This window comes from Luteibacter sahnii (assembly GCF_034063545.1).
Lineage (GTDB): Bacteria > Pseudomonadota > Gammaproteobacteria > Xanthomonadales > Rhodanobacteraceae > Luteibacter > Luteibacter sahnii.
Map to the genome: position 1 here is coordinate 15,182 of NZ_JAQLOK010000012.1, position 25,098 is coordinate 40,279.

The window sequence follows — 25,098 nt, forward strand, 5'->3', positions numbered from 1 at the left end:
TCGTTGTCCCCGATCCGCCAAGGCGTCCGGTGTGCATCCGGACGCCGGCGCGATTAGCATGGCGGGGGCGTCGACCGGACGCCGGGAGGAGGACAGACGCGTGGCCCATCTCATATCGACGGACGTGCGGGCGTTCATTCCCGCCATGGACTTTGCCTTGTCCAAGCGCTTTTACGCTGCGCTGGGCTGGGAGACGCGCGACGTCGACCGGGGGCTAGCCCTCGTGCGCGTGGGCGACCGGCAGCACTTCTACGTGCAGGACTACTACCGCAAGGACTTCGCCGAAAACTGCATGCTGCATGTCACCGTGGAAAGCGTCGACGACTGGTATGCGCATCTTTCGACCGTGTTGGCCCACGACGACTTTCCCGGTGCGCGGGTCCAGCCGCCGTCGCACCAGCCCTACGGCGCGCGCGTGGTCTTCGTGCACGATCCGAGCGGGGTGCTGCTCCATTTGTGCGAGTGGGATTGACGCACAGCGGGGCCCACGACGGTGGGGGTGGGGAAGCGGCGTACGCAAGGGCGGGTCGCAGGAAATCGCGTCATGTGACGCTGTCATGTAAATGAAACAATTGAGTCACGGAAGCGAAATGGGGTTCACGCATCCTTCGCGCCGTTGGCCTGGGTTGAGATTTTTCGCATTCGCCCGGGGCACAGGGGACTACCAATCATTTCCATCGGAGAGATTTCCATGCGTTCCAAGTTGCTCACGGCGGCCATTGCCGCAGGACTGGGCGTGACGAGCTTCACGGCCATGGCTGCGACCAAGACCCAGCCGACGAAGGTGACGGTCGACGCCGCGACGCTCCAGCAGCTCCAGGCGCAGCTCGCTGCCCTCCAGGCCAAGGTGTCTGAACTGGAGAGCAAGCAGGAAGCCCAGGCCGACGCGCAGATCGAAACGGCCAAGGCCGTCAACGACGTGCAGGTCACCGCCTCCGACGCCGTGGCGGCCACCAAGAAGTCGTCCGATAAGCTGGCCTACAAAGGCGTGAACATCACGCTCGGCGGCTTCCTCGCCGCGGAAACGATCTACCGCACCCACCAGGAAGGTGCCGACATCGCGTCCAACTGGAATGGCATCCCGTACCGCAACTCGTCCGTCGGTCGCATGTCCGAAGGCCGCTTCAGCGCGCGCCAGAGCCGCGTCTCGATGCTTGCCCAGGGCGACGTGAGCCCGGATACGCACGTGGCCGGTTACATCGAGGCCGACTTCCTCGGTGGCGCCCAGACCGCGAACCAGAACGAATCCAACTCGTTCAACCCGCGCGAGCGCAACGTCTACATGACGGTCGACTGGGATAACCCGGGCCTACACCTGCTGGCCGGCCAGAGCTGGTCGATGCTGACGCTCAACGCCAAGGGCATCACCCCGCGCACCGAAGCGGCCCCGCCGCAGATCGACGCGCAGTACCTGCCCGGCTTCGCGTGGGCCCGCCAGACCCAGATCCGCCTGGTCAAGGATTTCGGCAAGCAATACTGGCTCGGCGTCTCGCTCGAGAACCCGCAGACCACCTTCTACGTGAGCCCCAACCAGGCCAAGGCGCCGGTTACGTCGATCTACAACACCCAGGCGGGCTCGGGCTACGACTCGGCCAACACGCTGTCGCTGAACCACATCCCCGACGTCATCGTGAAGTTCGCGGCGGATCCGGGCTTCGGCCACTACGAGATCTTCGGCCTTGGCCGCGCCTTCTACAACCGCTACAACTCGGGCGCCGGCAACAGCAACCACAACGTCTACGGCGGCGGTTTCGGTGTCGGCATGCTGCTCCCGCTGGTCGACAAGGTGCTCGACTTCCAGTTCACCGGCATGCAGGGTCGCGGCATCGGCCGCTACGGCTCGGCGCAGCTGCCGGACGTCACCTTCAAGCCCAACGGCGAGATCTCGCCGATCAAGGAAAACATGCTGCTGGCTGGCCTGACCTGGCATACCTCGCCGGACCTGGACATCTACGCGTTCGGCGGCCGTGAGCGTGAGCAGAAGCAGGATTACACCTACAACGGTGTCGCCCTGGGTTATGGCAACGCTGCCTACAACAATGCCGGCTGCAACATCGAAGGCGGCGCCTGCGTGGGTAACACCCGCCAGATCTGGAACGGCACGCTCGGCTTCTGGTGGAAGTTCTACCAGGGCAAGTTCGGCAAGGCTCAGTTCGGCGCGCAGTACTCGCACACCGTGCGCGAAGCCTTCGAAGGTGTGGGCGGCTCGCCGAAGGCGAAGGAAGACATGGTGTTCACCAGCTTCCGCTACTACCCCTTCTGATCGGTATCGTAAGGAGTTCGGCTCAAGGACGAACGAGGCGGTGGGCTTGTCCCACCGCCTTTTTCTTTTTCGGCGTTACCGGTTTCTGCGATGGGTTCCGGCGCCGTGGCGAGGGCGATATCGCGTCATCGCTGGCTGACGTCGGAGGACGGTGTCGACACATGCCGCCAGCCGCCCCCGAGGGCACGGATGAGGTCCACGCTCGCCTGCAGCTGGCGCGTACGCACGCGTTCGGCCGTGCGTTCGGCCTGCAGGGCGGCCGTCTGTGCGGTGACCACCTCGAGGTAGCTCACCACGCCCTCGTTGTAGCGGTTGGTCGCCAGCGCCTGCGACTGCTTGCCGGCGTCGGCTGCGGCCATTTCTTCCTTGGCCTCGCGGCCCAAGTCCTGCAGCAGCGACAGGTTGTCTTCCACCTGCTGGAAGGCCCGCAACACCACGGCGCGGTATTGCCCCGACGCGGCGGCGAATTCGGCCTTCGCCTCAGCGTCGCGACCTCGGCGCAGCCCGCCATCGAAGAGGTTCAACGCGGCGGCGGGGCCGAGACTCCAGAACGTGTTGCTGGCCGCGAGCAGGCCGCCATGGCCCATGTCCTGCCAGCCGAACGCGGCGCCCAGGCTGAGGGTGGGGAAAAAGGCCGCCCGGGCGACGCCGATGCCCGCGTTGGCCGCGAACACGCGGCGCTCGGCGGCGGCGATGTCCGGTCGGCGCTCGAGCAGTTCGGACGGCACCCCCAGCGGAATGGGCGGTAGCGTCATCGCCGTGGTTTTCGCGGGTAGCGAGAAACTCGAGGCCGGCACGCCGACCAGTGTGGCGATCGCGTGTTCGACGAGGGCGCGTTGCACGCGCAGTTCGGTGGCCTGGGCCTGGGCATCGGCGTATTGCGCGTTGGCGCGCGCCACGTCGAGGCCGGACGACACGCCGCCGTCCATCCGCTTCTGCGTGATCGAGCGGCCCTGCGCGTAAGCGCCGAGGGAGTCCTGCACGATGCGCGTTTCGACGTCCAGGCTGCGCAGTTTGATGTAGAGGTCGGCCAACTGCGCCTGCAGGCTCAGTCGTGCGGACGCGAGGTCCGCTTGCGCCGCCGCGCCCAGGGCTCGGCCCTGGGCCACTTCGTTGCGGATGCGGCCCCACAGGTCGAGTTCATAGCTGGCGCTGAGCCCGATCGTGCGCGTGTCGTATTCGTTCGGCTGGTTCGAACCGCGCAGCGGACGTTGGTCCGACTGGCGGTCGTGAGTCGGGCTCGCGTCGAGGTCGACGCGTGGCGCCTGCTGTGCGCCGAGCTGTTGCAGGTAGGCCTGCGCCTCGTCGCGTCGCGCCAGCGCCACCGCGATGTCGGGATTGTTCGCGTCGAGCTTGGACTCAAGGGTGTCCAGCGTATCGTCGCGATAGATGGTCCACCAAGGCGCGCGCTCCTCGGTGTCCTTCGGCGCGGCGAGCGCCCAGCCTTCCGGCAGCGCCGCGCCCTTGTAGGCGTCCGGCAGGGGGCCGACCGGCGGCTTGACGTAGGCGGGGGCGAGCGAGCAGCCGCCCAGGCCGAGGGCCAGCATCGCCCCCAGCGCACGGGGAGCGAACTTAGGCACGCTTGGCATGGGCGGCGTATTCCGGTTGGGGCGCGGCGAGGCGTACGAGGTCGCCCTGCGCGAGCGAGTCGGTCGGATGGTCGATGATGCGGTCGTCGGGGTGCAGGCCTTGGTCGATTTCCAGGGTGTCGCCGAGGTCCATCGCGATGTGCACGTCGCGCAGGATCACGCGGTTGTCCTTGCCCAGCACGGCGATCTGCGGCCCCTCGGCGCGGAACAGCAACGTGGTGGCCGGCACGGTCACCGTGTCGCCGGGCGCGTGCGTCGCCAGTTGCACCTGGGCGAAGTCGCCGGGAAGAAGGTCCTGGTGGGGGTTGTCCACTTCGAACTGGGCGAGCAGCGTCCCCGACGCGCGGTTGATCGCCCGCGAGGTACCGATCAGCGTGCCGTCCACGGTTTCGCCGCCGTGGCCGAGCACGAGCAGTTTCACCTTCATGCCCTGCACGATGGACGAGGCGTAGCCTTGGGGCACCTGGGTGTAGAGGCGCATCCTGCTCGTGTCGGCGATGGAGAACAGCGGCGCGCCACCGTCGTTGTTGGCCGTGATCAGGTCGCCGATGTCGGTGTTGCGCGCGGTGACGGTGCCATCGAAGGGGGCGGTGATCCGCTTGAACGACTCCAGTGCCGCGAGGCGGTCGACGTCGGCCTTGGCGGCGAGCACGTTGGCCCTGGCGGTTTCCGCCTCGCTGGCCTTTTCGTCGGCCTCCTGCTTGGACACCGAATGCGATTCGAGCAGGTTCTGCCAGCGCCGGGCCGTGATGTCGGCCAGGCGCACGCTCGCCTGGGCGCGGACGAGTTCGGCCTTGGCCTGTTCGAATTGCTGGTCGAGTTCGGGCGTGTCGATGAGCGCGAGCACCTGGCCCGCCTTCACCTTCTGGCCGATGTCGACGTTCCACTGCTTGAGATACCCACCGACCCGGGCGTGGATCGGCGTCGCGATCCAGGCGTCGAGGTGACCGGGCAGGGTGAGGCCTTGCGTGCGGCTGAGCGCCGAGGCGGATACCACCTGCACGCTGGGGGTCAGCTGGGCGTCGGTCCACGTGGTGAGGTCGCGCGACTCGACGGCGCGCAGCGAGAGGCCGGCGATGACCCCGACGGCGGCCAGCGCCGCGCCGATGGCGAGGGCCAGGCGAACACGGGGCGGTCGCCCCTGGGCGGGTACGGAGGCTTCATGCGACATGGGAGGGGTTTCCGATCAGGCGGTCTTCAGAAGGCGCGGGTGCGGTTCGGCCGTGGACGATGGCGAAGATCACCGGCACGAACAGCAGGGTGGCGAAGGTGGCGAAGAGCAGGCCGCCGATCACGGCGCGGCCCAGCGGCGAGTTCTGTTCCTGGGTGAGCGCCATCGGCAGCATGCCGATGATCATCGCCAGCGCCGTCATGCACACCGGGCGGAAGCGGGTGAAGCCGGCCTCCATCGCGGCCTTGAAGGCGTCGCCGTGTTCGTCCAGGCGCTCACGGCAGAAGCTCACCACGAGGATGGCGTTGGCCGTGGCCACGCCCATGCACATGATGGCGCCGGTCAGGGCGGGTACCGACAGACTCGTATGGGTCAGGAACAGCATCCACACGATGCCGGCCAGGGCCGCGGGCAGGGCGGTGATGATCACGAACGGATCGAGCCATGACTGGAAGTTCACCACGATGAGCAGGTAGATCAGCACCACCGCGCCAGCCAGGCCGAAGATCAGGCCGCTGAAGGCTTCGTTCATCGTGCCGACCTGGCCGCGCAGGCTCACCAGCGTGCCGGGCGGACGCTTCGCCGCGAAGTGGTCGAGCACGGTCTGCACGTCGGCCGCGACGCCACCGAGGTCGCGCCCCTGGATCGACGCGTAGATGTCGTACGACGGCATGATGTTGTAGTGCGACACCACGGCGTCGCTGGGGCCGCGGGTGAAGCTGGCGATGCCGCCGAGGATCTGCGTCGAACCGGTGCCCGCCGAGGTGACCGGCAAGGCCTTGAGGTCGGACATCGAATCCATGAGGTATTGCGGGGTGGACGCCACGATGGCGTAGGACACGCCGTTTTTCGGGTTCAGCCAGAACGCCGGGGCGACCTGCGAACTGCCGGCCAGCGAGGCGACCATGCTGTTGGTGACGTCGCGCTCGGTGATGCCCAGGCTATCCGCGCGCAGGCGGTCTACCTTGACGTTGAGCTGGGGATAGCTCGAGCTCTGTTGCAGGCGCACGTCCACGATGCCCCGGATCTGGCGCATCGCCTTGAGGATCGCTTCGGCATAGGCTTCGTTGGCCTTGCGGTTGCGACCGGCGATGGAGACGTCCAGCGGCGAGGGCGCGCCGAAGTTGAGGATCTGGCTGGTCATGTCCGCGGGCAGGAACGAGAACTGCGTACCCGGGAATTCGCGCGGCAGCACCTCGCGGAGCCGCTTCATGAAATCAGCGGCCGGACGATGGCCGTCCTTGAGCACGATCTGGATATCGCCGTCCTGCGACCCGATGGTGCCGCTGCTGCTGTAGACCAGGTTCACGCCGGACAGGGGCAACCCGATGTTGTCGATGATGGTATCCAGTTCACCCGGCGGGATCACCGCGCGGATCGCCCGCTCGATGTGATCGAACTCGGCGGCCGTCTCTTCCACGCGGGTGCCCATCGGAGCACGCACGTGCATCAGCAGCGAGTCGGCGTCCACGGTCGGGAAGAAGTCGCGGCCCAGGGTGGGCAGCAGCGCGAACGACGCCAGCACGAAGCCCAGGAAGCCGATGATGAAGCGCTTGCGATGGGCGAGCGCCAGGCCCAGCACGCCATAGTAGACGTCGCGCACACGGGTGAATCGGTGCTCGAAACCCATCTGGAAGGCGATGAGTCCCCGCACCAACGGGTTATGGCGCGTGCGGCCGTGCTGGTCGCCTTCGTGGTGGTTGATGAAAGCGTCTTCGGGATGATGGCCGGCGCCGCCTTCGACGTGGTGCGGCTTGAGCAGGAACATCGCCAGCGTCGGCACGAGGGTGCGCGACAGGATGAACGACGACACCATCGCGAAGATCACCGCCAGGGCCATCGGGCGGAACAGAAAGCCCGCGATGCCGTCGAGCATGAACATCGGCACGAACACGATGCAGATGCAAAGAAGCGAGACGAAGGCCGGGGTCACGATCTGCCTGGCGCCGTCCATGATGGCGTCCATCACGCCCTTGCCTTGCTCCAGGTGCCAGTTGATGTTCTCGATGGTCACCGTGGCGTCGTCCACGAGGATACCCACCGCGAGCGCCAGGCCGCCGAGCGTCATCACGTTGAGCGTCTGCCCGAACGCCGCCAGCAGCGCGATGGCCGACAGGATCGCCAGGGGTATCGACAGCGCGATGATCACCGTCGAGCGCCAGCTGCCGAGGAACAACAGGATCATCACCGAGGTGAGCACCGCGGCGATCACGCCCTCGCGCGCCACCGAGCTGACCGCCGATTTCACGAAGATCGACTGGTCGCCCAGCATGTTGACCTTCAACGACTTCGGTTGGGTTTCGGCGATGAGCGGCAGGAGTTTCTTGATGCCCGCCACCACGTCGAGGGTGGAGGCGTTGCCGTTCTTCAGGGCGGGCATCAGCACCGCGCGCTTGCCGTCCACGCGCACCACGTTGTTCTGCGGCGGTGCGCCGTCGCGCACGTGGGCCACATCGCCGATGGTGATGGTGGCGCCGTTGACCGTCTTGATCGGCAGGTCGTTCAGTTCGTCGATCGCCGTAGGGCTGTTGTTGAGCTGGACGTGGTATTCGTAGGTGCCGATCTTGGCGGTGCCCACGGGGATGATCTGGTTTTGCGCCGCCAGCGCGTTGGCCACGTCCTGCGCCGACAGGCCCTTGGCCGCGAGCGCCCGCGGGTTGAGGTCGAGCGTCACCTGCTTCTGCTTGCCACCGTAAGGCGTGGGAATCGCCACGCCCGGCACGGAGATGAGGGTGGGGCGCATGAAGTTCTGAGCGATGTCACGGATGGTCGCTTCCGACAGCACGGGGCTGGACAGCGCCATCTGCAGCACCGGCACGGTCGAGGCGTTGTAGTTGAGGATCAGCGGCGGCGTGATGCCCGGCGGCATCTGCTTGACCACGGTCTGCGAGATCGAGGTGACCTGCGCGGTGGCGGTGCGGATGTCCACCCCGGGCTGGAAGAAGATCTTGACGATGCCCACGCCCGGCAGCGACTGCGACTCGATGTGCTCGATGTCGTTGACCGACGTCGTCAGCTGGCGCTCGTAGTAATAGATGACGCGACCGGACATCTGGTCCGGCGGCAGCCCGTTATACGTCCACACCACGCTGATGACCGGGATGCCGATGTTCGGGAAGATGTCCGTCGGCGTGCGGACCGCGGCCAGCGGGCCGACGATGAGAATGAGCAGCGCCAGCACGATGAACGTGTAGGGACGCGACAGGGCGATGCGGACCAGCGCTAGCATGCGGGGGTCCCTGCGCCGGTCCACGGTAACGACGGGAGGACGGACCCAGGCCTGCGGGTGCGTCGTTGGGATGCGATCGCTTTCATCGGTGGAGCTACTCGGCTTGACGCGGGCAGAATCGCCCAGTGCCATTATTCCGACCGATTCTTGTGGGAATCTTTTGTGCCCCGTTCGGGGCGAGCGATCACGGCGACGGTGGGGCCGGCGTGACCGCGTCCAGGTGTATCCGCACCAGCAGGCCCTGGCCGGCGGGCGATTCGAGCAGTTCGATCGTGCCCTCGTGCAGTTCGACCGCACGCTGCACGATGCTCAGGCCAAGGCCATAGCCGGATTCTTTCGTGTCCACGCCGCGCTCGAAGCGGTGGAACGCCGCCTGGCGCAGGTCCGGCGGTATGCCGGGGCCATCGTCGCAGATGTCGATGACCGCGACGCCGCCTTCGCGCCGCAGGGCGATGTCCACGCGGCTTCGTTCGGGCGTGTAGCGCAGCGCGTTCTCGATCAGGTTGCGGAACATCGCGGTCAGGGCCACCTCGTGGCCGCTGACCGTGACCTGGGGCTCGTCGTGGGACAGGCTCAGCGAGATGTCCTTTTCGGCGATGGTCGGCGCGAGTTCTTCCACCACCTCGGTCGCGAGGGTGACGAGGTCGATCGGCACGCGCTGTTCGGCGGCCGCCCCGGCCTCCAGTCGGGCGATGGCGAGGATCTGCTCGATGCGCCGTCCCAGACGGCCGAGGCTGCGGCGGGCTTTCTCCAGCGTGAGCTGGGCCTCGGCCGGGTCGTCGGCGATGAGCGCGCTCTCCAGGTGGATCATCGTCGCCGCGAGAGGCGTGCGCAGTTCGTGCGCCACGTCGCCGGCAAACCGGTGTTCGCGCTCGAGCGCGTCCTCCAGGCGCTCCAACTGCTGGTTGAGCGTGACGATGAGTGGCTTGATCTCGTCCGGCGAGCGCTGGATCGACACCGGTTTACGGCTGCGCGGCGCTCGTTCGGCCAGCACCCGGGTGAGCGCGTCGAGGGGACGCAGCCCCTGTTTGACCGCGAGCCCGGCCAGGAGGGCCAGCAGGGGTAGGCCGATCACCAGGGGCAGGGCGTGTTCGAGGATCAACCCGCGTGTGATGTCCGCCCGGTTTTCCGACCGCTCGCCGATGCGGATGGTGAGGTTGAAGCGATTGGTCAGCGTGAAGAGACGCCAGGGCGAGCCGTCGTGTTCGATGTCGCTGAAGCCGCGCTCGCCCGGCGTCGGCGCCGGGAGGTCGGCCAGGTTGGCGGTGGCCGCGATCAGCGCGCCGTGCGGGTCGTAGGCCTGGAAGCCGACCTCCGGCTCGTAATTGCGCGGATGCACAGCGACTACCACGGTGCCGCGCTGGGCGTCCGTGGCCAGTTCGAGGGCGCGGTTGGCGTCCGCGCTCGTGTAGTCGTGGTGGCCGTAGGCGATGAGTGTGCCCAGCGTGCGGCCCGCCTGCGCGAGGCGGCCGTCGAGCAGGCGGTTCATCTCCTGCCGCTCGCGCTGGTAGCTGAGCGCGCCCAGGGGGATCAGCACCACCACCTGCACGGCGATGATGAGCCAGGTCAGGCGCGTGCGCAGGCTGTCGGAGGTCATTTCGGTTCCCGCGGCATCATGTAGCCGATACCTCGCACCGTGTGGATGACGTCGGCGCTGAGCTTGCGCCGCAACCAGTGCACGTGCACCTCGATGGCGTTGCGGTCGACCACCGTATCGAACCCGTAGACCGAGCCTTCCAGGCTTTCGCGGCGCACGATGCGCCCGGCCCGCTCCATCAGGATGCGCAGTACGGCGAACTCGCGGCGGGTCAGCGCGATGCGCTCGCCGCGGAACGTCACGTCGGTGGTGGCCAGATCGAGTACCAGGCCGCCGACCTCGACGCGGTTGTCGACCAGCCCCTGGGCCCGACGGGTGAGCGAGCGGATGCGGGCGGCAAGCTCGCCCAGGTGAAACGGCTTGACCAGGTAATCGTCCGCACCCAGGTCGAGGCCCTTGATCCTCGCCTCGGGCGCGTCGCGCGCGGTCATGACGAGGATCGGCGTTTTCACGCCGGATCGGCGGGCTTCCAGCAGCACCTCCAGCCCGTCCTTGCCGGGCAGGCCAAGGTCGAGAAGGACGAGGTCGAACGAGGCATCGGGAAGCGCGCTCGCGCCGCTGCGCCCGTCGGTAAGCCAGGTCACGGCATACGACTGATGCTCGAGGGCATGCTTGATGGCCTCGCCCAGTTCAATGTCGTCTTCGAGCAACAGGATATGCATGGGGTCAGGGCAGGGAGACGGGTGGGACCATGGCATGATCCCGACCCATGCTTTTCCGAACCTTTTGTGTCGGCGGGCGCAAAGTCTACCCGGCTCGCTGTCGCGCCGCGTCGCGCAAGGTGTGCGCGGTGTCCTCTGCAAAGGCGCCGCAGACAGGCAAACTAGCGGATGGGCGCGAGGCCGTGGGTTGGCCTTGCGCTCGGGAAACCCCACGCCGGACCGGAACGCATGCTCGACAACCTCCTGGAACTGACCATCTTCGCCCGCATCGTGGCGGCCGGCAGCCTGTCGGGCGCTGCCCGGGAACTCGACCTCTCGCTGGCGGTGGTGAGCAAGCGGCTGGCGACGCTGGAGGAGCGCCTGGGCGTGCGGCTGCTGCGGCGGACGACCCGGCGACAGTCGCTGACGCAGGAGGGGGAGGCGTTCCACGCCCGCTGCGTGCGCATCCTTGCCGAAGTGCAGGAAGCCGAGGCCGCCGTCTCGCGCACGCGGGACGCCGTCACCGGAGTGCTTCGCGTGACCGCGTCGCGCGCCTTCGGACGTCGCCGCATCGCGCCGTTGGCCGTGGCCTTCCGCGCCCTGCATCCCGAGGTCTGCGTGCAGTTGACGTTGAGCGAGGCGCTGGTCGACATCGTCGAGGACGGCATCGACGTGGCCATCCGGTTCGGCGCGCTGGCCGATTCCTCGCACGTGGCGCGTCGCCTGGCGCCGAATTACCGGGTGCTTTGCGCCGCACCGGCGTATCTGGCCCGGCGCGGCATGCCGCACGTGCCCGCCGACCTGTCGGCGCACGATTGCATCGTGTTCGGCGAGTACCCGACGCGGGAGTGGACGTTTCGGCAAGGTGACGGCGAGCTTGCCGTGCGGGTCCATCCGGCGTATGTCACCAACGACGGCGAAGCGGCCCATGAACTGGCCCTGGCGGGCGGTGGCATCGTGCAGAAGTCGATCTGGGACGTCGGCGACGACCTGGGCACGGGCCGTCTGGTCCGGGTGCTGCCGGGCCATGCCATTCCCGCCGCCCCGCTGCATGCGGTTTATGCCAGCGCGCAGCACCTCGCGCCCCGCGTGAAAGCCTTCGTCGACTTTTGTGCTGAAGCGCTCGAGGCCGAATGGCGCTGGAATACTGCGCCCTAACCATTTGATTTCACCGCGTCTTTGCAAGGCTTAGTTTTCGCCGAGCGATTTCCGTGCGTTCGGCGCGATGCGTCACCATGTGACGAAAAACGTCGAAACCCGGTCATGCACAAAAGCGGCAAAAAACGTCGGCTTGGGACGCCGCTCGCTCCGTCTTTTTTTGTTATCTAGTCAAATCAATAGGTTGCGTGTGGCACGGAGCCTGCACCGACGACGACATGCCAACTCGAGGAGGGAGATGACATGTCATTCTGGACATTCGGGACGCGCCGCACGCGTCCACGCGGCCGACCGCTGAACTGGGCGTTCGCCGACACGACGGACAGCGAGCGCGGCGTGAGCCGCCTGGCGCCGTCGGGCACGCATTACGCTTTGTCACGCGAGGCCTTCGACCTGTTGCTCGCCTTGCGCTCGGGCGACCACCACGAGGCGATGTTCCGCGCCTACCGTCTGCACCAGATGGCACGCGACAACGACTTCCCAGACACCCAGGAGATGGTCGAGGCGCTGGAGATCGCCCTGGTGTGCTGTGAAAGCTGCGAGGCGGCGCCCGTGCACAAGGCATGCGCCCAGGTCGTCCGCACGATGGTGCTAGACGGCCTCATCCATGAGATCCCCGCGCATGCCGTGGATGACGCGCCCCTGGGCGACATGGCATCGCCGTCGCTTCCGCATCGCCCCGCCTGAATTCGTACCTCCAGCCGCCGCCAAGAGGACTGACCATGCGCTTTTCCGTTCGTACCAAGATTTTCTCCGCCATGGGCGTCGCCCTGGGCCTGATGCTTTTCCTGGGGGCCGACGGCCTGCTGGGCACCAAGAAGACGTACGCGCTTGCCCAGGACATCTACGAGGCGAACGTGAAGTCGATCATCGACGTGAGTGAAACCCAGCGCGCGGTGGTCGACGCTCGCATCGCGTTGAACCACGCCATCGTCGATCCGTCCGTGCGCGACACGGGCGATCGCATCCGGGCCAACATTGCCCGGGAGGCTGCGTCGTGGTCGCGCTATTACCCCACGAAGGTCGATGCCGAGGATGAGCAGAAGGCCGCCGAGGCCTATATCGCCGAACGAAAGGCCACCATGCCGCTGGTCGAGAAGAGCGCGGCCCTGCTCGACGCGGGCAAGACCGCCGAAGCGCGCGACCTGTTGATCGGCAGCGTGGCGCCGGGACTGGGACGCATGGCCAGCCGCATGGACGACCTGGTGCAGATCAACACCAAACAGGCGCAGGAGGCCTCCGAGGCGGCCGGCGCCAGCTACGCGACGACGCGCAACATCTCCGTCGGCGTGCTGGCGGTCAGCGTGATCCTGTTGCTGACGATCGCGGCCTTCCTCGTGCGCGCCATCGTCACGCCGCTGGCGCGCGCTCGCGCGCTGGCCCAGGCTATCCGAGGTGGTCAGCTGAACAACACGACCGTGGTCTCGGGCAACGACGAGTTCACGGATACGCTCCAGGCCCTCGATGAAATGGACAAGCGCCTGGCGGGTATCGTCACCGACGTGCGCCACATCTCGCAGCAGGTGTCATCGTCGGCCGCCGATATCTCCCAGGGCAACGATGATCTCTCGCAGCGCACCCAGGAGCAGGCCAGTTCGCTGGAGGAAACAGCGGCGTCGATGGAAGAACTCGCCGCGACCGTGAAGCAGAACGCCGAAGGCGCCGAGCAGGCCCGGCAACTGTCGCAGCGCGTGCGCGGGGATGCCGACGCCGGCAGCCAGGTCGCCGCGGAAGCCACCGAAGCGATGCAGGCCATCACCCAGGCGAGCCGGCAGATCGGTGAGATCGTCACCCTGATCGACGAGATCGCGTTCCAGACCAACCTGCTGGCACTGAACGCGGCGGTCGAAGCCGCCCGGGCGGGCGACCAGGGCCGCGGTTTCGCCGTGGTGGCCACCGAGGTGCGCCACCTGGCCCAGCGCAGCGGTGCGGCGGCGAAAGACATCAAGGCGCTGGTGACCTCGACGGTCGAGCGGGTGGATACCGGTGCCACCCTGGTGGCGCGCACCGGCACGTCGCTCGACGCGATCGCCACGGGCGTGCGTTCGGTCAACGCCATCGTCGAGGAAATCGCCGCGGCGTGCCAGGAGCAGTCCACCGGCATCAACCAGGTCAACAACGCGGTCGTGACGCTGGACGATGTCACCCAGCAGAACGCGGCGCTGGTGGAGGAGGCCTCCGCGGCGAGCAAGAACGCGTCCGACCTCTCGCAGGAGCTGCTCCGCCAGGTCTCGTTTTTCACGGTGGTCGGCACGCCCGTCGCCACGGCGGCCGAACCCCGGGCGGTACGCGAACCCGCGCCGGAACCGGCTCCCATGGCCATGACCACGGCGCGTCGCGTGCCGGCGATGGCGGGCGACGATAGCGTCTGGCGCGAGTTCTGAAGGATTACGGTGCCGTTCTGGAATGCTATTCACTCGGACCTGCCGTGGCTTCGACGGGCGATCGCGGAGGACGCCCTCGCCCTGTCCGGCGCATTCGTCGATAAAGACCTGCAGGAAATCGGCTTTCGCGTGGCGCTGCTCCTGAGTCACGCGCGGGAGGCGGGTGCCGAGACGCTGGCCGAGGCGTCGGAAACGCTGCTGATCGAAGTCAACGGGGTGAGTGAACTGGGCAAGGACGACACTCTGTCCTGTTCCCTCGAGCGCGTGATCGCCGCCGCGGCATCCGTGGTGACCGCCGACGACGGGGCGCGCGCGAGGTAGGTGAGCCGCCCCACGACGGCGCATGGCGTCGAGGGGCCGATCGCCAGCGGTGCCGGTTGCCGTCGTATCGCCCATGCGATCGGTTGGCACGCCTTCGGCAAGTCGGGGTGTTCGGGTGCGTACCGGGGACGCGTCGGGACGACGCCCGGCGTGTGAAGATGCGTCCCTGCGTCCCTGCGTCGCCGCCGCCCAGAGTGTTTTGTGACTTGATCGTTCCACCGGGCTCGCTAAGCTAGCTCCAACCCAGGAGCCCGCCGAATGCCCCACGATCAAGCCGACATCGAAGCCCTGCGGTTGGCACGCCTCGACGCGCTCCAGGTGCTCGACTCCGGATCCGAGCCGCTCTTCGACGCGCTGGCGGAGGCCGCGGCGCTCGTGGCGGGCACCCCTATCGCTCTCATCACGCTGCTCGACGCGGAGCGGCAGTGGTTTAAGGCCAACATCGGGCTGGCGGATATCCCCCAGACCGCCCGCGACATCGCGTTCTGCGACCACACCATCCGCGACGACCAGATCCTCGAAGTGCCCGACGCCATCGAAGATCCGCGTTTCGCCAGCAATCCGTTGGTGACCGGCTCGCCACACATCCGTTTCTACGCCGGCATGCCCATCGTGCTCAGCGACGGTGTTCGCCTGGGTTCGCTGTGCGTGATCGATCACACCCGGCGCGAACTCACTCCCGTGCAGCGCAAGGCGCTCGAAGCCCTGGGTCGCGCCACCGGCGAAGCGCTCGAACAGCGCGCCATGGCGGTGGTGCGCGCCGAGACGCTGGAACGGGAAGCCGTGCGCGAACGCCAGCGGTCCGAGGCGATCGTAAAAATGCAGACCGCGCTCGCCGCGAGCGAGCGGTTTCTCGAGCGCACCGGACACGTCGCGGGCGTGGGCGGCTGGCAGTGGGATTTGCGCACCGACATGCTGATCTGGTCCGCCCAGACCTGCCGCATCCACGATCGTCCCATCGGCCACCAGCCCACCCTAGACGAAGCGATCGGCTACTACGCCCCCGATGCCCAGGTCACCCTGCGTGAGGTCATCGAACGCTGCCGCAGCACGGGCACCGGATGGGATCTCGAGTTGCCCCTGCGCACGGCGAGCGGGCGTGACATCTGGGTGCACGCCCAGGGCGATGCGATCCGCGAGGGCGATGAGCTCGTGGGCTTCATCGGTGCCTTGCAGGACGTCACGGTGCGACGCCAGGCGGTGGAGGCGCTCGAAACCAGCGAGCGTCGTTTCCGTACATTGTTTCAGCACAGCCTGGGGTTTATCTGCACGCACGACGCCCAGGGCATCCTGATGTCGGTCAATCCCGCCGCGGCCCGGGCGCTGGGTTATGCCACGGCCGAAGTGCTCGGCATGCCCTTTACCCACTTCATGCGCCCCGAGCGCGCGCCGGATTTTCGTACCTATCTCGAGCGGGTCACGACCATGGGGCACGATTCGGGCCTGATGGAACTGGTCGCCAAGGATGGGCGCGTGGTGGTGTGGCAATACCATAACGTTCTCGACAACGACGGGGCTGAGCCCTACGTGCTGGGTCACGCCCAGGACATCACCGAACAGCGGCGCCAGGAAAAGCGCCTCAAGGAGTCGTCGTTCCGTGATCCGCTCACCGGCTGCGGCAACCGGCGCATGCTCGAGCGGATGACCGATAAGCTGCCTGACGATGCGATATGGGGCTGCATCGCCATCGACCTGGACCGCTTCAAGACGATCAACGACACCTTCGGCCACCAGCGTGGCGACGAGGTGCTGGTGCAGATGGCGCAGTTCCTGCATCGTCGTTGCGGGCTCGGCGACGTCGTCGTTCGTCTGGGCGGCGACGAGTTCCTCCTGGTGCTCGAGGCGGGCGATGCGCCGTATCTCGCTCAGGTGATGGCGCATCTTGAGCGCGACCGCGACGAGGCGCCGATCGCGTTCTCGATGGGAGCGGCGACCCGCAAGAACGCCGAGTCGCTGGAACGAACCGTGGCGCGGGCTGACGAACAACTGTATCGCTCACGGGCGGACCGCGAGTCGTTCCCTTAACGGGAGCCCCATCGTCTGTGCGCGGGGTGGTTCAGGATTCGCCCGCGCGGCCGATACGTTGGCATGCACGTATTCGGCCCAACCTGCGACGCCCTGATCTCCACCGTGCCTTCACCTGATACGCTGAGCCAGGCGAATCGGCTCGTGGAGGCCTTGGTGTCGGACCAGTGGGATGCATGCGCCATCCATAGCGACGTGGCGCTCGCCAGCGTGACGTCGGAGCGCGATCGCCTCGCGATGTTGCGTAGTCTCCAGCTATGGGAGGCTATCGATCCGCCGGAGCTGGATCGCATCACGCGCCTGGTTGCTCAGGTCTTCGACGTGCCGACGGTGCTGGTTTCGTTGGTCGGGCAGGATGAGCAGCGCTTCATCTCGAAAACCGGATTCGAAGCCCGGGGTACGGAGCGTGAGGTTTCGATCTGCTCTTACGCCATCCAACAAACCGACGTCTTCGAGGTGCAAGAGCTGCGCGAAGACGATCGTTTTGCTCAAAACCGCTTGGTGACCGGCGGCCCGCTGCTTCGCTTCTACGCAGGCGCACCGCTGATCACCGCCTCGGGCCATGCGATCGGCACGTTGTGCCTGATCGATTACGTACCGCGCTGCCTCTCCGAAGAACAGCGCCAGCAGTTGCAGACGTTCGCCCGCCTGGTGATGGACCAGATCGCGCTGCGCCAGAGGGTTGGCCGCCGCGACCCGGTCACCGGCCTGTTCAACCGGCAGCAGTTCAACGCCGACCTGGCGGTGCTGGCCGAGACGAAGTTTACCGACACGCGCAATCTGGTGCTGATCGATGCCATGGACCTTCCCATGGCCTACCGCCTGGCGCAGGCGCTGGGCATGGGGCCGGTCGAGGCCGTGATCCGGACCGTCGCGCAACGCCTGGAAGACATCGTCGCGCCGCATGCCCAGCTCTACCACGTGGCGGTGTCGCGCTTCGCCTTCATGCTTCCTGCGCTCGAACCGGCCGACATGATGTCGTTGCTCGCCTCGGTGGAGGAGGCGGTCGCGACGCTCGTCGAGGCGCAGGGTATTCCGTTGCAGCCGGTGAGCTACGGCGGCATCGTGCCGTTTCGCGCCGACGACACCGACGACGCCCTGCGCAAGGCGATGAGCGCGGTGCAGCAGGCGACGCTTTACCGCAAGCCCTGGCAGTGGTACGACAAGGCCTATGACGTGGCTTGCCGTCGGCAGTACCGTCTCGCCACCGACGTGGCGGCGGGTATCGACAAGCGGCAGTTTCGCGTGGTTTACCAGCCGAAGGTGCGCCTTGGCGATGGTCGCATCATGGGCGCCGAAGCCCTGCTGCGCTGGACGCATCCCGAACTCGGCGAGGTATCGCCCGCCGAGTTCATTCCGCCTGTCGCGCGAACACCCGTCATGCAGGCACTGACCGACTGGGTGATCGATGACGTGTGCCGGCAACAGGCGGAATGGGTGGCGGCGGGCTTTGGCATGCCGGTCTCGATCAACGTCGAAGCGTCCGACTTCGCCGATGGGCGATTGCTCGACCGCATCCTCGAGCCGTGCGTGCGACATGCGGTGGAGCCCGGTTTCATGGAGCTGGAGATCACCGAGGGCGAATGGCTCGCGGGGGCCGACGAAGTGCTGCATCAGTTGGCGAAGCTGCGCCAGGCCGGCATCAAGATCGCGATCGACGATTTCGGCACGGGTTACAGCAATTTCTCGTATCTCTATGACATTCCCATCGACACGCTCAAGCTGGACCAGCGGCTGACGCGCGGGTTCATGCGCAACGAACGCCAGATGGCCGTCCTGCATGGCGTCATCCGCCTGTGTGGGCGTATCGGCTTGTCTGTGGTGGCCGAGGGAATCGAGCGGGTGGAAGAGCACGCCAGCCTGCTGCGCTTCGACTGTGAGTTCGGCCAGGGCTTTCTCTATTCCGCGCCCGTCGTGCCTGAGCAGTTCGTCCAGTGGATGCATCAGGGCGGATGCGTGCCGGTCACGCCGTCGCGCGCCGTCGCGCGTTAAATCGCCTCATTTCGTCTTACCGAATCGTCGGGCCCGCCAGGGCTAGCGGCGCTCGCCCGTAAGGCGAGCGCCCTTGGTGCGCTATTCCGGTATTTCTTTATGTAAATAAAAAAACATTAAAAAATATCACTTGAAGTTTTCTAAGTCTAGATGGTTCAGGGGTTTCATTGGATGGCAAGGGCACGGCGCGCCTTCGTGCCGTGAGTGCCGCCGGTCCATCACGTATGTGACGAAACTAATTCACCGTTTTTGCATAAATGTCTAAAGGTCGTGAATGGTGCGCCGATACCGTCTTCAGGACGGGGATACCTCGGCTTCCCGGCGTGACCGCCTTCCACGCGTTGGCTCGCAAGGCTGCTCCGGTATCGGGGCAAGGCGCATGAGGCGCCGACAGATTGACTGTCCTTCACCAGCGCGGGGCGTTCCCCCGGGCGCCAACGGGATCGTGCTATGGAATTTCTCAGACTTGCGTCGCGCAATAAGTTGATCTTCGGCGGCTTCACCCTGATCGCGGGCATCGTTGCCGCGCTGGTGATTGTGGTCTATGTCTGTCTAGGCTCCATGCAGCAGAGCAGCCTCATGGACGTGCACACCAACGAAGTGCTTCGTGTCGAGGCGCGCCTGTTGACCGCGCTGGTCAACATCGAGACCGGGCAGCGGGGTTACCTGCTCAGTGGCAAGGAGGCGTCCCTGGAGCCTCTGCGCCTGGGCCAGAAGGACTACCAGACGGCACTGGGTAGCCTGCGCCAGCTGACCGCGGATAATCCCGTGCAGCAGCGGCGCCTGGATACCCTCGATGCGGGTTACAAGGGCTGGCTCGCCGACGCGATCGACCCCACGCTGGCGCTGCAGAAGCAGGCGGCCGTGGGCGCGTCGAGTAACGAGGCCGTGGCCCTCGAGCGACAGGGCAAGGGCAAGGCGGGCATGGACGCCATGCGCGCCGTGCTCAACGACTTCGCCACCATGGAGCGCTCATTGCTGGAAGCGCGCTCGACCCAGGCGGCGGCCACCCGCAGTCGTGCCATCGGCGTACTGCTCGGTGGTGGTGTCCTTGCCGTTGCGCTCATTCTGGGCGTGGCGACCGTGCTGGTGCGCAGCATTCTGACCCCGCTGCGTGACGCCTCCGCCGTGGCTGCGCGCATCGCCACCGGTCAACTGGGCACGGCGTTCGCCGTCACCCGTGGCGATGACCTTGGCCGCATGCTCAACGCGCTCAAGGAGATGGACGACAACCTCGCCCGCATCGTCGGTGCCGTGCGCGAGAACGCATCGCAGGTCGAAAGCGCGGCGCGTGATATTTCCGCAGGCAACGACGATCTGTCCAACCGTACGCAGGAACAGGCCTCGTCGCTCGAAGAAACGGCCGCCTCGATGGAAGAGATGGCCGCGGCCGTGAAGCAGAACGCCGAAGGCGCGTCGCTCGCCCGCAAGATTTCCCATGAGCTGCGTGACGATGCGCGTAGCGGTGGCCTCGTCGCCAAAGACGCGGTCGATGCGATGGGCCAGATCACCGAGGCCAGCCGGAACATCGGCGAAATCGCGGTACTCATCGACGAGATTGCCTTCCAGACCAATCTGCTCGCACTCAACGCGGCGGTCGAAGCGGCTCGCGCGGGCGAGCAGGGCAGGGGATTCGCCGTGGTGGCCGCCGAGGTGCGCAACCTCGCCCAGCGCAGCGCGAGCGCGGCGAAGGACATCAAGTCGCTCATCGGCGAAACCGTCGAGCGCGTCACCAACGGTGCCGACCTGGTCGAACGCACCGGCAAGGCCCTGGCCGATATCCAGCAGGGTGTCGTGCGCGTCGCCGACATCGTCAGCGAGATCGCGGCGGCCTCCGAGCAACAGTCCGCCGGTGTCGAACAGGTCAACGGTGCCGTGTCGGCCCTGGACGAAGTGACCCAGCAGAACGCCGCGCTGGTCGAAGAAGCGAGTGCCGCGAGTCGCCAGGCGCTGGAGCTGGCTCGCGAACTCATGACCCAGGTCGCGTTCTTCAAGGTCGGCGAGGCGGTCAACGGCGCAAGCCCGGCCCCGGCGGTGGCGAAGGCGCGACCCGTGACGCCGGCTCATCGGCCGACGTTCGCCGCCGGCATGGCCTGAAGCGCCAACCACGTCTCCCGCTTTGGCGGGAGGCGTGTCGCCGCCGGACCGGGCCTGCGCCTAACCCTTCCAGGCGTGCGTGTGCGCGAACCGCGTCGGCCGTAGCGAAAGGTATTGCACCACGCGTGGAACGCTCGCGCGATTCGGGCTGCTGCCGTGGGGCAGCAGGTGGTGCCAGATGATCATGTCGCCGCGTTTCGCGGCGATCGGTGTCAGCGTCAGCGTGCGACGGGCATGGTCCTGGGCGCTGACCCCGGGCGGCACGGTCGCCAGCCAGTCCTTGAGATGGCGATGGAAACCCGGTACGCAGCTGAACGCGCCTTGGTGTTCGCCGACGTCGGCGAGATAAAGGATGCCCTGGACATCGAGCGGGTGCGGCTCGGCGAGCGTCGTGTCCCAATGCAGGTGGGGTCCGGGAAAGGGCCAGCCCGGGCGCTCGGGTGGATTGAATCCGGCCTGGTCGAGCGTCACCCACAGATCGTCGCGGCCCCACAACTGGGCGTGCGCCTTGTGGATGCGCGGCGCGAGCCGGTTCGCGGCCAGGGCGGGGTGCCGTAGCAGGGGCACCCAGATGGAATGGCCGCGCGACGCCCCGTACCAGCTTTCCGGATCGTCGGGCGTGGCGCCCAGGTGATCGTATACCGCGCGCTCGGACGCCTGCGCCGCCGCCTCGTCGATGGCCTGACGGAGGATGACGTAACCGTTCTCATGCCAGTGAGCCAGATCGTCGTCGGTGAGCCCGGCGACCCGGTCGATATCCCGCACGATCGAACCGACCGCTTCGCCCTTCAGCGCACGCCTGAGTCGATCGCGCGATGCCGCGTCGCTCCGAGCCGCGACCCAGGCTTCGAACGCGGCGTATGTCGGGCGCTGGTGATGCAGGTAGCGCAGCGTTTCAAGCACGTTGAGCCCGAGGCCGGCGAGCAGTGTCTTCTCGAGGTCGTGGGGCAGGGGTGCGACCGAGCCGGGCGCGAGATGTGCCGACCAGTAGGTGCGAAGGGCACCGATGCCGAGGAGGCTTTCGGCATCGTCGGACACCCCGTCCATGGCGTCAGCCATGGGCCAGCTCAGGCCACAACCGCTTCAGGCCGTCGTCGACCGTGCGGCGAGGGTGGAGTGTCCAGCGGCTTTCCATGCAGCGCAGCACCGCCACGCGAAGCGCACCCAGCGCACCCATGGCCAGGTAGCGTGCATCGATGCGGCTCAGTCGCGGCAGGCGGGCCGTCAGGGCACCGGCGAGTTCGGTCTCCCAGGCCTCCATGTTCAGCAGTTGGCGAGCGCGCAGCAGCGGCGTGTCGTGCACGAGCGTGCCGACCGATACCAGGTCGGTGGCGGGGAGGGCATCGACCAGGGCGAGAACGCCCTCGCGGAGTATGGCGCGCGGCGAGAGCCGGGGGTTCGCCTCCCTGATTCCGTGGACCAGGCGGTCCCTGGCGGCATCCATCCACGCGAAGACCACCTCTTCCTTGCCGGCGAAGTAGTTGAAGAAGGTGCGCCGCGAGACGCCCGCCGCGGCGGCGATGTCGTCGACCGATACCATGTCGTAGCCCTGTCGAGCGAACAGCACCAGGCTGGCGTCGACGAGCCGGGCTCGGACGGCCTGCTTGTTTTCTTCACGACGGCCGCGTGGTGGCGTTGGCGTGCGCATGGGCGAAGCTTACCAATCCTCCCGGGATAGTCGGCGGTTTCTAAAAAAATGCATCAAGTGCAATAATGGTCCAGGGGTTCAACCGGTGATGGAGATACGCTTGGTAGCGTTCCTGGGTGTGTTGGTGAAGCGGAGCCTCGTCGCCCTGACGGTCGTGGCGCTGGCGCTGGCGGCCGCCTGGCTCGGCCTGGTGGTGTGGTTCCACATGCCGAAACGGGCGTTTCTCAACGTCATCGCCACGACCGTTTTCGGCACCCTTTGCGCGGCGTCACTGCTGCCGTCGCGCCTGGGTTTCGTGGAGCCGATACGCATGGCCGCGGCCGTGGGCGCGGCGCTCATCCTCGTCTATTGGGCGAGCCTGCGCCCTTCGGCCGACCGTACCTGGGCCCCGGACGTGGCGCGCACGCTCCAGGCGACCGTCGACGGCTCGCACGTCCGCCTGACCAACGTGCGCGATTTCGAATGGACCGGCCCGGAGCGTGCCACGGAGCGTTGGGTGGAGCGCGATTACGACCTTGACCGCCTTCGCGGCGTCGACCTGGCGCTGTCATACTGGATGGGCCCGGCTATCGCGCACACCCTCGTCAGCTTCGAATTCGACGACGGACGCCACCTGGTGTTTTCGGCGGAAATCCGTCGCGAAAAGGGGGAATCGTTTTCGGCGTTCGGTGGTTTCGTGCGTCGTTTCGAGTCCATCCTAGTGGCATCCGAGGAAGACGACATCTTCCGGGTGCGCACCAACTGGCGCGGCGAGACGATGCACCTGTATCGCTTGCGCATGCCTCCCCAGGCGGCGCGGGCGTTGTTCCTGGCCTACCTCGACCGGGCGGAACGGCTCGATCGCGATCCCGCGTTCTACAACACGCTCACCAGCAATTGCACCACGGTCATCTTCGACCTGATGCGCACGATCAGCCCCGGGCTTCCCGCGGACCCCCGCATCCTGCTTTCCGGTTACGTCGATCGCTATGCCTTCGACGAAGGGGGGCTGGTACCGGGCTACCCGTTCGATGTCTTGCGGCGCCAGGGCGACATCACCCAGCGGGCTCGTCAGGCCGGCCCGGGCAGCGACTTCTCGCGCGCCATCCGCGACGGCGTGCCGGGCATGGAATCGACGCGCGATGCGCGGTAGCAAAGGCGTCGTACGCAGCCTGCTGCTCGGCGTGGTGGTGGCGTCCAGCGGTTGCGCCATGGTCAAGGTCGGCGACGTGTCGCCGCGCGAATACATCGCCCAGCGCCGTGGCGACATTCTCTCCAGTCGCCACCTCAGCGACCAGACGAGCGAGACGCTCGCCATGGCGGGCCTCGATGCCGCCGCGTGCGAGCACTCGTCGCCGCCGCCTTGCATCTTCATGGCAAAACAGTCTCCCTGGCAGGGGCGGTTTCACCGGCTTACTCTACGTCTAAACGCTGCTACCGGCTGGGAAGGGGATATGGCTCATACGGAGCTGGCTTAAGAATTTTGTCGACCCGCTTCCGATTGTAGAAGGCTTGTTCTTATTCAGGATTAATCTGAACGGTTTCGTGCAATTTTCGTTTGAACTGCGGCATTTCTCGCCATGCCTCCAAAGCAAGGTTAGTCAATTGTCGACCACTTATTCCAGTGGCAGTGGAGAGGCTGGCTGGACAATGCGTAAGCCAATATCTCCGTACTCGTTATCAACGACTTTCTCAATGTTGAAGTCTACCCCTGGGAATCTGGCTTTTATCTGAAATGACCAAGCCTCCTTGAATATCGACAGTAACTGATTGATCAAGGGAGCATCGGCATCCCACTCATCACCAGCTACCTCGGAAATGAACTCCCCAAGCAGAATGATGTTCATCCAAGACTGCGCTTCCTGCAGAGAAGCATATCCTTGGAGAGCTTCCGCTCTTATTCCTTCCGATCCGATGTCATCTCTGTCAAAGAAGATATATCCGTCCACATTCTGCAATGTCGGAACAACGTATTTCATCCAATAGACCAGTCGGAAAATTTCCACGCTCAGCCTTCTTCAGTTTTTTGTGGCGGCGGCGCCTGCGGTGGAGAGGACGGAATTTCATCGGCCCGGGGGGGCCTGACCTTGCCCGCTCCTCCATGCTCTGTTCCATCCGGCGCAATATTTGGTTCCCATTCCTTTACATTAGGGCGAGGAATGTTTCCGTGGGGCTTGCCTGTAGGACGGTACTGCTTTCCCTGGGTGGGCTTCCCGGATGGGTATGTCGTATAGCCGCCTTTCCCATCAAGGACGGAGTGCGGAGCTCCACCGGCTTGCGGTAAGGGCGGTGGGGGCTTGGACCGGCTCTCCACAATATGGTCATAAACTGATTTGGCCGTATCGCCTATGGCATTTTGAATCTTTCCGCATGCTTCCACACACACTCCTGCCGCCACAAGTGCAGCAGCGCCTACGTATATTACTCCTGCGCTGACAGCGACTCCGCCCTCGATAATACAGGCGTCTTCCGCACAGCGACCGTCAGGATCCGTCCTGTTGATCGGGTTATTCTGCGTGTATGCGTAGCGACTGAATGTGTAGATACTTCCTGCCTCTGGGCTGACAGGATCAGTGCTTAGGAAGCGCCCGGCGGTGGGTTCGTAGTACCTGGCCTGCATGTACACCAGTCCCGAATCGGGATCGCCGACATGTCCGGTATACCCTGGCCCAGCGGCGGGAGCTCCCATTACCTGGCCCCCATAGGGTCTGTAGTCCGTCGTCGTCAGGAGATTTCCTGCCGCATCGGCCGTTGCCAGTACCGTACCTTGAGGATTGGTGTAGTAGTAGGTAACCGTTTCGGCTGCCGCCGCTGTTCGGGCTGCCATCGCCAGGTAGGGAACGAGAATGACAAGCAACAGGCGTAAAAGACGGGTCACAAGCGTCCGCTGATTCATACGTATCCCCTCCTCATACCCAAGCCGAACAGCCGGGAGGCTGTCAGGCGGCCGCCGTGCTTGAGGTGCGCCGCATCCTCAACGATAACATCGACCGGATCGGGGACG

General features: G+C 66.1%; 20 protein-coding genes. 11 read left to right on the forward strand and 9 right to left on the reverse strand.

Translation table 11 applies throughout. The annotated features are described in order from the left end of the window. Positions 1-100 precede the first annotated feature (100 nt). Both PI246_RS17900 and PI246_RS17905 read left to right on the forward strand, forming a co-directional pair. A complete protein-coding gene (locus PI246_RS17900) occupies positions 101-472 on the forward strand; it encodes a VOC family protein (RefSeq protein WP_320552686.1) in 372 nt (123 codons plus the stop codon). 219 nt (positions 473-691) lie between these two features. Beyond that, entirely contained in the window at positions 692-2,263 is a 1,572-nt protein-coding gene (locus PI246_RS17905) for a hypothetical protein (RefSeq protein WP_320552687.1), read from the forward strand. A gap of 125 nt (positions 2,264-2,388) precedes the next feature. Here PI246_RS17905 and PI246_RS17910 read toward each other — a convergent pair whose 3' ends face one another. The 5 genes from PI246_RS17910 to PI246_RS17930 form a co-directional block, all read right to left on the reverse strand. Continuing rightward, complete coding sequence (locus tag PI246_RS17910; RefSeq protein WP_320552688.1) at positions 2,389-3,852, reverse strand: efflux transporter outer membrane subunit; 1,464 nt, start codon at positions 3,850-3,852, stop codon at positions 2,389-2,391. Next, complete coding sequence (locus PI246_RS17915) at positions 3,836-5,023, reverse strand: efflux RND transporter periplasmic adaptor subunit (protein WP_320552689.1); 1,188 nt, start codon at positions 5,021-5,023, stop codon at positions 3,836-3,838. The genes PI246_RS17910 and PI246_RS17915 overlap by 17 nt, the downstream gene beginning before the upstream one ends. Next, the gene (locus PI246_RS17920) at positions 5,013-8,252 is read right to left on the reverse strand and encodes an efflux RND transporter permease subunit (RefSeq protein WP_320552690.1); all 3,240 of its coding nucleotides are present in this window, start codon (positions 8,250-8,252) and stop codon (positions 5,013-5,015) included. The genes PI246_RS17915 and PI246_RS17920 overlap by 11 nt, the downstream gene beginning before the upstream one ends. A gap of 184 nt (positions 8,253-8,436) precedes the next feature. After that, complete coding sequence (locus PI246_RS17925; protein ID WP_320552691.1) at positions 8,437-9,849, reverse strand: sensor histidine kinase; 1,413 nt, start codon at positions 9,847-9,849, stop codon at positions 8,437-8,439. Continuing rightward, positions 9,846-10,511 (reverse strand): response regulator transcription factor, encoded by a 666-nt coding sequence (locus PI246_RS17930; RefSeq protein WP_320552692.1) that lies wholly within the window; start codon positions 10,509-10,511, stop codon positions 9,846-9,848. The genes PI246_RS17925 and PI246_RS17930 overlap by 4 nt, the downstream gene beginning before the upstream one ends. A 228-nt stretch (positions 10,512-10,739) precedes the next feature. Between PI246_RS17930 and PI246_RS17935 the strand changes: the two genes are divergently transcribed. From PI246_RS17935 to PI246_RS17965, 7 genes are all read left to right on the forward strand, one after another. Continuing rightward, positions 10,740-11,648 (forward strand): LysR family transcriptional regulator, encoded by a 909-nt coding sequence (locus tag PI246_RS17935; RefSeq protein ID WP_320552693.1) that lies wholly within the window; start codon positions 10,740-10,742, stop codon positions 11,646-11,648. Positions 11,649-11,891: 243 nt separating this feature from the next. Further along, positions 11,892-12,335: a hypothetical protein gene (locus PI246_RS17940; protein ID WP_320552694.1), complete on the forward strand. Its 444-nt coding sequence runs from the start codon at positions 11,892-11,894 to the stop codon at positions 12,333-12,335. A 35-nt stretch (positions 12,336-12,370) separates the two neighbouring features. Further along, complete coding sequence (locus tag PI246_RS17945; protein ID WP_320552695.1) at positions 12,371-14,032, forward strand: methyl-accepting chemotaxis protein; 1,662 nt, start codon at positions 12,371-12,373, stop codon at positions 14,030-14,032. Between the two features lie 9 nt (positions 14,033-14,041). Beyond that, complete coding sequence (locus tag PI246_RS17950; RefSeq protein ID WP_320552696.1) at positions 14,042-14,353, forward strand: hypothetical protein; 312 nt, start codon at positions 14,042-14,044, stop codon at positions 14,351-14,353. A gap of 258 nt (positions 14,354-14,611) precedes the next feature. Beyond that, a complete protein-coding gene (locus PI246_RS17955) occupies positions 14,612-16,378 on the forward strand; it encodes a sensor domain-containing diguanylate cyclase (RefSeq protein WP_320552697.1) in 1,767 nt (588 codons plus the stop codon). 63 nt (positions 16,379-16,441) lie between these two features. Continuing rightward, positions 16,442-18,370 carry a putative bifunctional diguanylate cyclase/phosphodiesterase gene (locus tag PI246_RS17960; RefSeq protein ID WP_320552698.1) on the forward strand — a complete coding sequence of 643 codons (1,929 nt, stop codon included), beginning with the start codon at positions 16,442-16,444 and terminating at the stop codon, positions 18,368-18,370. A 450-nt stretch (positions 18,371-18,820) separates the two neighbouring features. After that, positions 18,821-20,467, forward strand: a complete 1,647-nt coding sequence (locus PI246_RS17965; RefSeq protein WP_320552699.1) for a methyl-accepting chemotaxis protein — start codon at positions 18,821-18,823, stop codon at positions 20,465-20,467. A gap of 60 nt (positions 20,468-20,527) precedes the next feature. On the opposite strand, the gene PI246_RS17970 is transcribed toward PI246_RS17965, so the two are convergent. Together PI246_RS17970 and PI246_RS17975 are read right to left on the reverse strand one after the other, a co-directional pair. Next, on the reverse strand, positions 20,528-21,526 hold the full coding sequence (locus PI246_RS17970) for a phytanoyl-CoA dioxygenase family protein (RefSeq protein WP_320552700.1): 999 nt from the start codon (positions 21,524-21,526) through the stop codon (positions 20,528-20,530). Continuing rightward, a complete protein-coding gene (locus PI246_RS17975; protein WP_320552701.1) occupies positions 21,519-22,115 on the reverse strand; it encodes a TetR/AcrR family transcriptional regulator in 597 nt (198 codons plus the stop codon). The genes PI246_RS17970 and PI246_RS17975 overlap by 8 nt, the downstream gene beginning before the upstream one ends. A 205-nt stretch (positions 22,116-22,320) precedes the next feature. Here PI246_RS17975 and PI246_RS17980 point away from each other — a divergent pair, with 205 nt between their 5' ends. Continuing rightward, a complete protein-coding gene (locus tag PI246_RS17980) occupies positions 22,321-23,247 on the forward strand; it encodes an Lnb N-terminal periplasmic domain-containing protein (protein ID WP_407069840.1) in 927 nt (308 codons plus the stop codon). Then, positions 23,237-23,572 (forward strand): hypothetical protein, encoded by a 336-nt coding sequence (locus tag PI246_RS17985; RefSeq protein WP_320552703.1) that lies wholly within the window; start codon positions 23,237-23,239, stop codon positions 23,570-23,572. The genes PI246_RS17980 and PI246_RS17985 overlap by 11 nt, the downstream gene beginning before the upstream one ends. A gap of 138 nt (positions 23,573-23,710) precedes the next feature. Here PI246_RS17985 and PI246_RS17990 read toward each other — a convergent pair whose 3' ends face one another. Next, positions 23,711-24,100 (reverse strand): hypothetical protein, encoded by a 390-nt coding sequence (locus PI246_RS17990; RefSeq protein ID WP_320552704.1) that lies wholly within the window; start codon positions 24,098-24,100, stop codon positions 23,711-23,713. A 2-nt stretch (positions 24,101-24,102) separates the two neighbouring features. Further along, positions 24,103-24,990, reverse strand: coding sequence for an RHS repeat-associated core domain-containing protein (locus tag PI246_RS17995; protein ID WP_320552705.1), 888 nt, complete (start codon positions 24,988-24,990; stop codon positions 24,103-24,105). Positions 24,991-25,098: the final 108 nt, after the last annotated feature.